This is a genomic window from Dactylosporangium sp. CA-233914 (assembly GCF_050942935.1).
Lineage (GTDB): Bacteria > Actinomycetota > Actinomycetes > Mycobacteriales > Micromonosporaceae > Dactylosporangium.
In genome coordinates, this window is sequence record NZ_CP192030.1 from 4,811,539 (window position 1) to 4,824,261 (window position 12,723).

At 70.6% G+C, this 12,723-nt stretch carries 10 protein-coding genes; 4 read left to right on the top strand and 6 right to left on the bottom strand.

The features are described from left to right. The first annotated feature begins 95 nt into the window (after window positions 1–95). Window positions 96–389, top strand: a complete 294-nt coding sequence (locus ACQPY0_RS21490; RefSeq protein ID WP_432991543.1) for a cysteine hydrolase family protein — start codon at window positions 96–98, stop codon at window positions 387–389. A gap of 80 nt (window positions 390–469) precedes the next feature. Continuing rightward, window positions 470–1,147, top strand: coding sequence for a Crp/Fnr family transcriptional regulator (locus ACQPY0_RS21495; RefSeq protein ID WP_432991545.1), 678 nt, complete (start codon window positions 470–472; stop codon window positions 1,145–1,147). A 162-nt stretch (window positions 1,148–1,309) separates the two neighbouring features. On the opposite strand, the gene ACQPY0_RS21500 is transcribed toward ACQPY0_RS21495, so the two are convergent. Next, window positions 1,310–2,026, bottom strand: a complete 717-nt coding sequence (locus ACQPY0_RS21500; RefSeq protein ID WP_432991547.1) for a Crp/Fnr family transcriptional regulator — start codon at window positions 2,024–2,026, stop codon at window positions 1,310–1,312. A 100-nt stretch (window positions 2,027–2,126) separates the two neighbouring features. Here ACQPY0_RS21500 and ACQPY0_RS21505 point away from each other — a divergent pair, with 100 nt between their 5' ends. Beyond that, window positions 2,127–2,798, top strand: a complete 672-nt coding sequence (locus tag ACQPY0_RS21505) for a TetR/AcrR family transcriptional regulator (protein ID WP_432991549.1) — start codon at window positions 2,127–2,129, stop codon at window positions 2,796–2,798. A gap of 248 nt (window positions 2,799–3,046) precedes the next feature. Here ACQPY0_RS21505 and ACQPY0_RS21510 read toward each other — a convergent pair whose 3' ends face one another. Next, window positions 3,047–4,570 carry a family 43 glycosylhydrolase gene (locus ACQPY0_RS21510; protein WP_432991551.1) on the bottom strand — a complete coding sequence of 508 codons (1,524 nt, stop codon included), beginning with the start codon at window positions 4,568–4,570 and terminating at the stop codon, window positions 3,047–3,049. A 135-nt stretch (window positions 4,571–4,705) separates the two neighbouring features. Further along, window positions 4,706–6,094: a cellulase family glycosylhydrolase gene (locus ACQPY0_RS21515; RefSeq protein ID WP_432991553.1), complete on the bottom strand. Its 1,389-nt coding sequence runs from the start codon at window positions 6,092–6,094 to the stop codon at window positions 4,706–4,708. 700 nt (window positions 6,095–6,794) lie between these two features. Here ACQPY0_RS21515 and ACQPY0_RS21520 point away from each other — a divergent pair. After that, on the top strand, window positions 6,795–6,992 hold the full coding sequence (locus tag ACQPY0_RS21520) for an alcohol dehydrogenase catalytic domain-containing protein (RefSeq protein WP_432991555.1): 198 nt from the start codon (window positions 6,795–6,797) through the stop codon (window positions 6,990–6,992). A 338-nt stretch (window positions 6,993–7,330) separates the two neighbouring features. Here ACQPY0_RS21520 and ACQPY0_RS21525 read toward each other — a convergent pair whose 3' ends face one another. The 3 genes from ACQPY0_RS21525 to ACQPY0_RS21535 form a co-directional block, all read right to left on the bottom strand. Beyond that, window positions 7,331–8,563 (bottom strand): IS4 family transposase, encoded by a 1,233-nt coding sequence (locus ACQPY0_RS21525; RefSeq protein WP_432995276.1) that lies wholly within the window; start codon window positions 8,561–8,563, stop codon window positions 7,331–7,333. A 580-nt stretch (window positions 8,564–9,143) separates the two neighbouring features. Then, on the bottom strand, window positions 9,144–9,602 hold the full coding sequence (locus ACQPY0_RS21530) for a hypothetical protein (protein WP_432991557.1): 459 nt from the start codon (window positions 9,600–9,602) through the stop codon (window positions 9,144–9,146). A gap of 553 nt (window positions 9,603–10,155) precedes the next feature. Continuing rightward, window positions 10,156–12,504 (bottom strand): glycoside hydrolase family 3 C-terminal domain-containing protein, encoded by a 2,349-nt coding sequence (locus ACQPY0_RS21535; protein ID WP_432991559.1) that lies wholly within the window; start codon window positions 12,502–12,504, stop codon window positions 10,156–10,158. Between the last annotated feature and the right edge of the window lie 219 nt (window positions 12,505–12,723).

Genomic DNA, 12,723 nt, shown 5'->3' on the forward strand with positions numbered 1-12,723 from the left:
CAGGATTCCTTGCCCGCGCCACGGGTAACCTTCGACCCGGCGAATTCCACTTGGGAATCTGGCGACCTGGGCGATGGCTAGGCAGAGAGGACCGCATGGGCTCGACCGTGCTGCTGGTGATGGACGTCCAGCGCCGCGTCTCCGCCTTCGCCGGCAGCGACCTCGACCTGCTGCCGCGCTCCAGGGGTGTCGAGCACCTGGTGCTGACCGGCATCGCGACCAGCGGCGTGGTGCTGTCCACGCTGCGCCAGGCCGCCGACCTCGACTACGGCCTGACGGTGCTGGCCGACGGCTGCCTCGACAACGACGAGGAGGTCCACCGCATGCTGACCAGGAAGATCTTCCCCCGCCAGGCCGACGTCGTCGCGGTGGCCGGCTGGACGCCGTGAGCGAGTGAGAATGTTGGTCCTGCTGCGGCATGGGGAAGCATGCCAGAATGGTCATGGTTGGCGGTGGGGGAGGACGGTCGATGGATGAGGTGCTCGCCCGCAGCGGGATCATGCAGGGCATCGACGCCGAGGCGGCGGAGGAGCTCGCACGCGGCCTCGACCAAGTCGACGTCCGCCGCGGTGACGTGCTGTTCAACGAGGGCGAGCCGGGCGACAGCCTCTACATCGTGCTGCAGGGCAAGATCAAGCTGGGCCGGCGCGCCCACGACGGCCGGCAGAACCTGCTGGCGATCATGGGCCCCGGCGACATGGTCGGCGAGCTGGCCCTGTTCGACCCGGGCCCGCGCACCGCGACCGCGACGGCCGTGGTCGACTCGCGGGCCGCGCGCCTGACCAAGGCGTCGCTGCGCTCGTGGCTGGTCCGCCGGCCCGAGATCGCCGAGCAGCTGCTGCGCGTGCTCGCCCGCCGCCTGCGCCGGACCAACGACGCCCTCGCGGACCTGATCTTCACCGACGTCCCAGGCCGGGTGGCCAAGAAGCTGCTGCAGCTCGCGGGCCCGTTCGGCATCCGCGACGGCGGCGTCCTGCGCGTCACGCACGATCTGACCCAGGAGGAGCTCGCCCAGCTCGTCGGCGCCTCCCGCGAGACGGTCAACAAGGCGCTGGCCGACTTCAGCTCCCGCGGCTGGATCCGCCTGGAGGGCAAGAGCGTCGTCATCGCCGACCCGGAGCGCCTGGCCCGCCGAGCCCGGGTCTGAGCCTGCTGCGCCCGCGTCTGGGCCTGCTGCGCCCGGGTCTGAGCCCGGCGCGGGCAAGGGTGCCGGACCGCCGCGAGAACCCGGCCCGCAGCTGGGCGGTGAAGACCACCCCGCAGGAAACGCCGGTCGGCTCGGGAGAGCGGTTGATGAAAGCCGGTGCGTTCAGCGGCGGCGCTTGTGCTGGGCGCGCAGGGCGAGCGGGGCGTCGTCGAGGATGACGATGCACTTGTTCTCCAGCCGCACCCAGCCGCGGCTGGCATAGTGCGCCAGCACCTTGTTCACCGACTCCCGCGACGCACCCACGAACTGTGCCAGCTCCGTCTGCGTGAGGTCGTGCACGACGCGGGTCGCCCCGTCCTCGCGGATGCCGAACTGGTTCGCCAGCTGGATGAGCTGCCCGGCCACGCGCCCCGGCACGTCGCTGAACAGCCGGTCGTGCACGGTGGCCCGGTTGCCACGGATCCGCCGTGCGACGACCCGCAGCAGCTGCTCGGCCACGTCGGGACGCTGCGCGATCCAGCGGTACAGCGCCGTCCTGTGCAGCCGCGCGAGCCGCGCGTCCGCCACGACCGTCGCCGTCGTGGTCCGCGGCCCGCCGTCGAGCAGCTCCACCTCGCCGAACGCGTCGCCCGGCCCGAGCAGGGCGAGCAGCCCCTCGCGCCCGTCGCCGGAGCGGCGGCTGAGCTTCACCTTGCCCTCGAGCAGCACGTACAGCCAGTCGCCGGTGTCACCCTCGGTGAACAGGACCGTGCGGCGCGCCGCCTCCACGGTGTCGAACTCCAGAGCGAGCGCCTCGGCGGAGGCGTCGTCGAGATGGTCGAACAGGGCGGCGCCCAGCACGGCGTCGCGCGCCTCGACGGTCGTGTACGTCAGGCTCATGACCCCTCCCCGGATTGGCGGTACCGAGTACCATTCAGACGGTACTAGATTCCATGAGGGCGGGGCAATACCTGCTCAGACCGTGCGCGAGGATGACAACGTGACCGGAACCCCAGCTGTCACCCCCGTGCGCGAGCGCCTGGTGGATGCGGCCCTCGACCTGTTCGACGAGCGTGGCTACGAGCAGACGACCGCCGACGACATCGCCGACCGTGCCGGCGTCGGGCGGACCACGCTGTTCCGCCATTACCGGTCCAAGGAGGACGTGATCTTCCCGGACCACGACCGGCTCATCGCCGCCGTCCGGGAGCGACTGGCCACCTCCAGCGCCGGCACGGCGATCGCGGCGGTGACCGACGCGGTCCGGCTGGTGCTGCTCAGCTACGTCGAGGAGGGGGCCCGGGCCCGGCGCCGTTACCGGATCACCAGCCGGGTGGCCGCCCTGCGCGACCGGGAGATCGCGAGCGTGGCGCGCTATCAGCGGCTGTTCCGCGAGTTCATCGCCGACTGGATGGGGTCCGCGCCGGCCGACGCGCTGCGCGCCGAGCTCATGGCCGCCGCCGTCGTCTCCGCGCACAACCACGTCCTGCGGCGGTGGCTGCGCCGCGAGGCCGCCGAGCCCGCCGCGGAGCTGGATGCCGCGATGGCCCGGGTGGTACAGCTGTTCACCGCCGACCCGCACACCACGGATGGATCGATGGTGATCGTCCTGCGTGACACGCGGGACCCTGAATACGTCGCCGCGGCCGTCCGCCAGGCACTGCAGTCCTGAGCCGGCGAAGAATATGTTTCCGCGAACACGCGGCGGATGATCGAGACGGCGGTTCAGGCCTGGCCGGGCTCAAGGGCACAGCGTCGTCGTCTCCGTGGGCTACCGGGTCCGGGTCGCGGCCTGGCGATGGCAGGACGCGGCCGGTCCCGGTCGCCGTCAGGGAAGGGAGGCGGCGGCCGGGACCGGCACTTGGGGGTGGGTGGAAGGACCAGGAGACGAACGAGCCGTACCGGCCGTTCAGGATCGAGTTATGACGGCTCGCCGGACGGCACTGCCAGCGGGGTGCTCAGGGCGGCCGGTACACCCAGGTTCGGGGTGCCGTCGGCGTTCCAGGTGATCTTCTGGGCGCGGGCGCTGCGGTTCATGTCGCAGCCGCCGCCGGCGGAGGTGTTGGCGTGGTACACCATCCAGTCCTCGGTGCCGTCGGGCGACTTGAAGAAGCCGTTGTGGCCCGGGCCGTACACCCCGTTGGCGTTGGAGCGCTGGAACACCGGCGTCGAGGTCTTCACCCACGACGAGGAGTTCAGCGGGTCACCGCCGTTCCAGGTGAGCATCCCCAGCTTGTAGTCGGGGGTGGAGCAGTGGCTCGCGGAGAAGACGATGAACGTCTTGCCGCCGTGCTGGATGACCTCCGGGGCCTCGTTGACCGCGCCGCCGACCGTCTCCCAGCTGTACGTCGGCGTCGACAGCAGCCGCCGGGTGCCGCTGGCGGTCCAGGGGTTGGACAGCGGGCGGATGAACATCGGCTGCGAGCCGTTGTAGTACGTGCCCAGCAGGTACAGCTGCCCGTTGAGCTGCAGGATGGTCGGGTCCAGCTCCCAGGTGTTGTCCTGGGTCGGGTCGAGCATGTCGGCCTTGAACGTGTACGGGCCCATCGGGTCCAGCCCGGCGCTCTCCAGCACGTGGATGCGCTGCGTGCCGAGGTTGTACGGCTCGACGCCGGCCACGTAGTACATGTACCACCGCTGCCCGTTGGGGCCGTTGAGCAGATGGAACTCGGGCGCCCACATCGTGCCCGCGCCGTTTGAGCGCGTCAGGTTGAAGATGACGGTCTCCGGCGCGGTCGCCAGGCCCCCGAGCGTCGCCGACTTGCGCATGGTGACGGTGCGGTTCCAGGTGGTCGCGGCGAGGTAGTAGTAGCCGTTGTAGTACTGCAGCCACGGGTCCGGGCCCTGCGGGTCGAGCGGGTTGGTGAACGTCTTGCCCGTCCCGCCGCCGGTGCCGGGGTTGTAGCCGGCCAGGCGCCACACGCGCGTCGTGGCGGTCGTGCACGGCAACTGCACCAGCTTGACGTTCGCGGCGGTGCTGTCCCCGGTCGGGGCGACGCACTTGCCGGACTGCACGCCGACGAGGTTGAACGTGTTGGTGGCGCCGGAGACCGTCACCGCCTGCAGCCGGAAGCGCTGGTTGTTCTGGCCGTTGCAGGGGTACTGGATGACGGCCGCATTGTCCGCAGTGGACTGTCCCGTGATGTCGACGCAGGAGCCGGCGGTCAGGGTGCCGACGGTGTACGTGTTCGCGACGCCGGACACCGGGGTGAACGTGTACGTCTGGCTCGCGGTGCTGCCGCAAGTGGAGTCGACGAGCTGCAGTGCGGCGGTGGAGGCGCCGCCGGGAACGTCCATGCAGGTCGAGCCGGCCTGCAGGGCGACGGTGCTGGTGAACGTCACCGGCGCGGCGGCGGCCGGCGAGGCCTGCAGGGCCACCAGGGGCAGCAGTGCGGCGGCGAGCAGTGCCGCAGCGGCCCGTGGCGGACGGGCTTGTCTGGTCATCTCTCACGTCCTCGGTTGAATTCCGAAAACCCTTTCGGAGATGGTGCCCAGCTAGACTCAAGCTGGTCAATGTTGTGACAGAATGTTCCAGGAAATCGGGGAGCCGAAAACCTTTCGGCTCCCCGATCGGGCTTGCTATCGAGCGGTGCAGGTGAGGGCCGGCACCGAGTTGGTGCCGCTGGACGAGCCGAGGAAGCCGAACGTCGTGCTCTGCCCGGCCCCGACGGTGCCGTTGTAGTCGACGTTCGTCGCGGTCACGTTCGCGCCGCTGCTGCTGAAGTTCGCGCTCCAGCCGGTGTTGACCGTCTGGCCGTTGGCGTACGTCCACTTGACCGTCCAGCCCGCGATCGCCGAGCTGCCGGCGGTGACGAGCACCTGGCCCTGGAAGCCGCCCGGCCACTGCCCGACGATGGAGTACGCCGCGGTGCAGGTCTTGCCGCCGCCCTGCGACGGGCTGCTCGACGCGCTGCGGCTCGGCGACGGGCTGGTGGAGGCGCTGCGGCTCGGCGAAGGGCTCACCGAGGAGCGGCTCGGCGACGGGCTCGTGACGCCGCCGTAGATCGAGGCCTCCTTGGCGGTGGCCTTGATCCCGTGGGCGCCGTTGAAGATGCGCTGGCCCCAGGTGGTCAGCTGGTTCGGGTCGAAGCTCGTCGCCATGTCCAGGATCGGGTCGGTGTTACCGCTCCACGACCAGCCGATGTACCCCAGCCCGCGCGCGTCGGCCTGGGCCAGCAGTGTCTCGTGGTCGACCTCGCCGGACTGGAACTGCCAGCCGAACTCGCCGATGACCAGCGGCCAGCCCGCGTTCTGGAACCGGTCGAGGTAGTCGATGATGGTCTGGCCGTTGCTGTACACGGCGTACATGTGGATCGACAGCACCGTGTTCTTCTGGGTGTCGGCGTCGAGCACGGTCTGCGCGTTGTCGCGCATCACGTTCTGCCAGTCCTGGCCCCAGTTCGGCGCGTCGACCATGAGCAGGTGCTGGAAGCCGTTGCTGCGCATCTTCTGGATCGCGGCGACCGTGGCGGCGGTCCACTGCTGCGGGTTGTTGTTGCCGATCGGCTCGTTGCCGATGTTGATCGAGATGTAGCTCTCCTGGCCGACCAGGTTGGCCTTCTGGCTGATCCAGTAGTTCACGGCCTCGTCCAGCGTGGCGGCCGCGCCCTCCTCGCCGTAGCCGGTGGTGTCGTGCACCTCCAGCACGCAGATGAGCTTGTTAGCCTTGCACAGCGAGATGACGTTCGCGACGTCGCTGGACGGGCCCCACCGCTTGCCGGAGCCGAGCACCACCCGGACCGTGTTGGCGCCGAGGGCCTTGACGTCGGCGAACGCGCGCGTCTGGCCCGTGTACCACACGTGCGGGTGGTTGACCCCGCGCATGATGAACTGCTGGCCGTTGGCCTCCACGATGTTGCGGCCGCTCACGTGGAGACCGACAGCGGCGGACGCCTGCTGGGCGTACACCACGAACGACGCGGCGACCGCGACGAGCGCGACGCCGAAGATCGTGAGTCGTCTTCTCATGCCGTACTTCAGTACGCCCGGCCTTTTCGAAACTCAATCGAAGCGCTTCGAGATCTCCGCTGACGTGCGTGGCGGTTCCCGGCGCCGGTGAAAGATACAGACGCCGCAGTCCTGCAGCCCGGCTCCGGCGGCGAGGTCCACGTCATCGGCGGCAACCAGGCCGCGGCGAGCATCGTTCAGTCGGCGCGACCGTTCGCTGTCCGATGTGGACATCGTCGGTGAGTCGCCTCGTGATGAGCTGGTCGAGGCGTTCCCAGACGCGACTGTCGTAGCCGCGGCCGGTCGAAGCATGGTCCCGCTGCGCGCGAGAACGCGCACGGCGGAGCAAACGAAGTCCCTAACGCGCCGACGCGACCGGATGTCTGGAGACGTTTGCCGGGCCGGCCCGGACCGGATACGCCAGTTTCGACGCGTTCGTCACCCCGAGTTCGGAGTCGCCCGTGCCAGCACGAGGGCTTGGGCTGCTTGCACGTCGGCAAGTGCCCGTTGCGCGATCTCGCCGTAGTCATCGGCGGTGGTCGTCTGACTCCAGCGCTGGCCCCCATCGCTGGTCGCTTTCCGATCGAGCGGATCCGCGACGCGGTAGAGGCCACGTCCACGGGACAGCCGTGGGCACGCGGTGACCGCACCGAACGACCTCAGGCAGAGACAACGAAAGGGAATAACCACGCAATACCACCAGTACGGCGGACCGGAGGTCATGCGGCTCGAAGACTTCCAGCCCGCGCCGCTCGGTGCCCACGAGGTGCTTGTCCGTGTACGTGCGGCCTCGGCGAACCCGATAAAGTTCGTTACCGGGCGCGGTTTTCCATGTTCGATGGGTTATGACTTCGCCGGTGTCGTCGCGGAAGTCGCGATCGCTTCACCCGTCTGCAGTGGTCGTACATCCGCTCGATGACCTCGCTCGGATAGTCGCGACTGTTGCCCCTCGCGCAGGCAGTGTTCGATGAGGCCCGCCACGGCGGGGGCGTCGGCGTTGTCGGGCCGTCTTGTCGTCGCTATCGGTCCATCTTGCCTGCATCAAGGACCAATGCCGTTCAGATAAGGCCGTCTGGGCAGGCCAGTAACGGTGTGGGTGGGCCGGGATGGCAGGTGATCCGGTCGGTGGGGCGTTTGACGCGGTAGGAGTTGTGTCGGGCGCGTTTGATGACGCGGGGGCAGGTCCGGTCGCGGCGGGGTGGGTTGGGCTGGCTGCGGATTTCGGTGAGCGCGTCGGTCAGGGCGTCGGAAAGGTGTTCAGGGGGTGATGGCCGCCTGGTCGGTGACCTGGCGGCGCACGACGCGAAGGCCTTTGATGAACGACATCCGGTCCGGGTCGTAACCGGCTGGGTCGGCGGCGTCGAGCAGCAGCGCGCGGATGGCGTAGTGCGCCAGCAGCAGGCCCCACATTTGTTGTTCGACCAGGTCCGGGGTCTTGGAGCGGAGGACCTCACCGCGGCCACGCAGGTCGGTTTTCAGTTCGTCCAGCGCGGATTCTTCCTCCCAGCGCTGGTGATAGGCCTCGGCCAGGTCCCTGGCCGGGGCCTCGTGTGGGTCGGTGATGGTGGTGACCACGACGATCAGGTCGCCGTCAGGGTTGCGGTCGGGGACGGTGTACTCGACCACTCGGACCAGACGGGCCAGGTCCGCGGGAACATCGTGGCCGGCTCTGGCCTGCTCGACCAGCCGAGCCCGCCGCTGAGCACTCAGGCCGGGAGCGTAGATCAGCGCCTGGTAGGAGCCGTCGGGCAGCCAGCGCAGGTGCCCGACCGATACCGACGCGCCGATCCGCCAGGCCAGGTCAGCGCCGGTGGCGGCGAACGCCTGGAACAGTTCGTAGGAATACAGGCCGGCGTCGGCCATGACCAGCATGTTCGGGCCGACCGCGCCGGCAAGGCCAGCGGCCAGAGTGCGTTCCCCGGTCCGGCAGCCGCCTAGCACCGCGCCGATGATGGCGTGGCTGCCGCACTCCGCGAGGGCGGCGACGTGCACTTTCGGGTACGCCGACGCTTTCGGCCCGGACCCCATCCGGCCGAACCGTTCCGCATTGTCCGGGGTGTCGGCCACGTCGAAGCTGGTCGCGTCGATCGCCATCAACCGGCGCCGGCCGAGCCAGGCGCCTTTCGTGCCCGGCGTGGCCAGGGGCACCGCGGCCCGCTCGAACAACGCCTGCATTGGCTCGACACCGAGGCGTTGCCGGGCCTGGGTGATCGCCGACTTGGTCGGGACCTGCCAATCGTCGTCCCAAGAACCGAGTTTGCGCAGGTTACCCACCAGCCTGCGCATCACCTCGTCGTACGACTCGGCGAAGAACAACCCCATCGCGATCACATACCGGACCATCACGTGCGCCGGCAGCCGCCGGGACCGCTGCTCCCGCCGCTGCGTGCGGTTGAGGACCTCCTCGAGGAGGTCGCGACTGAACCGGGCCGACACCACACCCAACCCGACATGGTCGGTCAACCGACCCCACAGCCGTTCCTCCGCCATCGATGACGTCACGGCCAGCCACCGTACCGGCCTCCACAATCGACGTCAGCTCACCACGCTGACCTCGGCAGAAGCCTTATCTGAACGGCATTGCATCAAGGACCAAGACGGCGGGGCGAAGTACCGGAGTGACCTGGCGCCATGATCGGGTGCACGGTATTCGGCATGTTTGTGGCCGACGACCCAGCCTCCGTCGCGTTGGGTAGCAAGCCTCGACGCGGCATGTGCGTGCACCATTTGACATTACCGCCGGCTGTGCGGGGCGGCGGGTCCGGCTGGATTATGGGAAAATGAATCCATGGGGCAGCTACAATTGTTTAGCAAGTCTGAATTGGCTGCCATGCGTGACCGGACCAGGTCGCGTCGTTATTCCCCGGCGAATGAGGAATTCCGCCGGGAACATGCTCGGCATCGCGCGTGGGGCCTCGCCCAACGACACGCCGAGAAACTCCGCCGAATACGCGCGAGCACCCCGCTGGCAAGCGTGGCTGCCGACGGCCGGAAAGGCTCAGTGAACGAACCAGCCCCGGCCCCGGCCCCGGCCCCGGCCCCGGCGCCAGGCACGGCCCCGGCCTCGGTGTCACACACGGCCCCGGTATGGCCCAGCCACAACCCCGGCACCGCGCACGACCACGACCACGACCACGGCGCGGCCGCCAGCCACGACCACGGCGCGGCCGCCAGCCACGACCACGGCGCGGCCGCCAGCCACGACCACGGCGCGGCCGCCAGCCACGACCACGGCGCGGCCGCCAGCCACGACCACGGCGCGGCCGCCAGCCACGACCACGGCGCGGCCGCCAGCCACGACCACGGCGCGGCCGCCAGCCACGACCACGGCGCGGCCGCCAGCCACGACCACGGCGCGGCCGCCAGCCACGACCACGGCGCGGCCGCCGGCCAAGGCCCCAGCCAGGACCTCGGCACAGCCGGCCAAGGACAGGGCTTCGGCACGCCACCGGCCGAAGTACCGCCGGTGGCCGAAGCGTCCGCGCAGCCCGGGCAGCCCCGCGATCGATGCCGGCCCGGACGACCACACCGCAGTGCGGCACGCATGGCGCCGATTAACCCGGCTCCGCCTCGCAGCACCGGCCCGCACCCACTGCAGCAGCGTCATCCCGCCGGCCCGTCGGCGCGGGGCGGGCACGCCCGCGAGAATCCGCGCCGGCCCGCTGACACGGCACCGCGAAGAAATCAGCGCCGGCCAGCACATGAGAACTGTTCCCGGGAAATATCACGCACGAAATTCGTCAATCCCTATCCTAATGGACCACCGACCAGAATTCCGAGCGCCTCAATAACGACGACGACGGACGAGGCACGCGCGTCGACCGTTTCCTTCACCATGGGTGGCGTGAAGCTGCGCCCGGCGCGGGTTGGGCCGATGCCAAGCAGTTGGCTGCGCTGTTGCGGGCTGGCGCCGATCCGAACATGCCCGGCCGCGGCGGGGGTACGCCGCTGTGCCGGGCCGGCGTGCAGGACATGGCGGACAACGTCCGAGTGTTGCTGGCGGCCGGGGCGGATCCGTCAGGCGTTGTCAAGGCTGGGGCGGCGGACGAGTCGGTGCCGCCCGGCCGTCTGCCTCGGTTGGGTCAGCTGTTCGGTGTCAGCTCCACCACGGTCGATGAGTCGCCGGCTCGGAACTCGTAGGTGCCGGTGGGGGCGTGGAGGCGGCCGTCGTGCCAGTACGACAACACCCAGCGCGGGACGGTCAGCTCCACGGTTCGCGTCTCGCCCGGGGTCAGGGGGGTGCGCTCGAAACCGGCCAGCCGGCGCCGTGGCGCCTCGACCGGCCAGTCGCGCGGGGTCGCGTAGAGCTGCACGACCTCGTCGCCGGCGCGCTCGCCGGTGTTGGTGACCGCGACGCTCGCCGTGACGGTGCCGTCCGCGGCGGCGGTGACGGTCAGGGGGCCGTAGGCGAAGGTGGTGTACGACAGGCCGTGGCCGAACGCGAACAGCGGCTCGCCGCGATGGTACTGATACGTCCACCCCGAGCCGATGACGTCGTAGTCGCCGGGCGCGGGCAGCTTCGCGTCGCCCGGGTACCAGGTCTGCGGCAGGCGCCCGGCCGGGTTGTTCGCGCCCAGGAGCGTGTCGGCCACCGCGTTGCCCTGCTCCTGGCCGGCGTGCGAGGTCCACAGGATCGCCGGCACGTTGGCGGCGGCCCAGTCGATCGCGTACGGGTAGGCGCAGACCAGCACGAGCACCGTGTTCGGGTTGGCCGCCACGACCGCGCGCAGCAGCTCCTCCTGGCGCGGCGGCAGGGCCAGGTCGTCGCGGTCGACGGTCTCGCGGCCGTTGATGTGCGGGTCGTTGCCGAGCACCACGATCGCCCGCTCGGCGGACCGGGCGGCGGCGACCGACTCGGCCACCCCGGAGGCGACCCGCTCCACCCGCAACGCGAGGCCCTCGCCCTCGGCGCCGGCCACCAGCCGGCCGCCGGACTCGGTGACGAAGCGGCCCGAGGCGTTGCTGCGCAAGCCGCCGGGGTGCAGCTCCCACAGCTCGCGCACCACCCAGCCGTCGGGCGTCTCGGCGGTCGCGGCGAGCACGCCGTTGTCGTCGACGGTGACGTATCGGTCGGTGGCCGTCTCCCGCAGCGTGTGCACCGGCTCCGGGCACTGCACGCTGGTGCCCCAGTCCTGGTGGGCGAAGACGGCCCCGGGTCCGTCGGCGAGGATGAGCGCGCCGTCCGGCCCGGCGTGGACCTGGCGGCCGTCCGGCGCCACGAGCCGGATCAGGTCCAGGCCCTCGGCCGCGGTGACCCGGTCCGGGCCGAGCCGGTCGCGCAGGGCGGCCTCGACGGTGACGGCGTAGGGCAGGGTGCCGCTGTACCAGTCCCGCAGCACCCGCCCGCCGAGGTGCCCGATCACGGCGACGTTGGCCGGCTGCCGCAGCGGCAGGGCGCCGCCTTCGTTGCGCAGCAGCACCATCCCGGCCCGGGCGGCGCGGGCGGCCAGCCGCGCGTGCGCGTCGCCGGCGATGACGTCGCGGCGGATGCCCGCGTACGGGTCCTGGTCCGGGTCGAACTCCCCGGTCCGGGCGCGCATCGCGAGGATTCGCCCCACCGCCGCGTCGACGTCGGCCTCGCTGATCAGGCCGCGCTCCAGGGCCTCGGTGAAACGCTCGATCGTCGGCGCGGGGTCGGGGCCGTTGTCGGTGTAGCTGTCCACTCCGGCCCGCAGGGCGGCGGCGTGGGACTCGGCGTGGGTGGGGAAGTACCGCTCGCTGACGACGAGGTTCGACGGGGCCTGCGCGTCGGAGCAGATCACCACGTCCGGCGCCACGGCCCGCAGCGCCTCGCGCAGCAGCGGGTGCACGTGGTTCGGCACGCCGTTGACCAGGTTGTAGGCGGGCATCACGCCGGCCACGACGCCGGCCCGCAGGGGCTCGAGGAAGACCGGCAGCTCGTACTCGTGCAGCACCCGCGGCGGCACTGAAACGTCCACGGTGTCGCGCTCGGTCTCCACGTTGTAGGCGAGGAAGTGCTTGAGCAGCGGCGCGGTCCGCCACACCGCGGGGTGCTCGCCGCGCAGGCCCGCGCAGTACGCGATGGCGAGCTCCGCGGTGGCGAGCGGGTCCTCGCTGTAGCCCTCCTCGTTGCGGCCCCAGCGCGGGTCGCGCAGCGGGTTCACCACCGGCGACCAGACGTTGAGCGAGGCGGCCGGGGTGCCCTCCGGCGGGTCGTGGCGAAACGCCCGCACCTCGGTCGCGGCCGCCTCGCCGACGGCGCGCACCAGCGCCCGGTCCCAGCTCGCGCCGAGCCCGACGGCCTGCGGGAACACGGTCGCCCGGCCGAGCCAGGCGGCGCCGTGCAGCGCCTCGCAGCCGGTGTGGAACGCGGCCAGCCCCAGCCGGGGGACCGCCGGCTGGCTCTGGTGCAGCATCGCCACCTTCTCCGCGAGGGTGAGCCGGGCGAGCATTTCATCGATCGACGGCATTTTCCTACCTTCGCTGGTCGAAGCGCTTCGATGATGGTCGGCGCACCCCCGGATGTCAATCCGGCGCAACTTTCATGCGATCGGCGCCGGATTGCCCAGCGCAGTGGCGATCGCCCTCGATGTCCTTGTCGTGTCCCCATCGATGTCCTACTGTCTGTGCTTCGAAGCGCTTCGACACCCCTCGAGCACCCCGGAGCGCCTACCGTCCGCGCACAATTC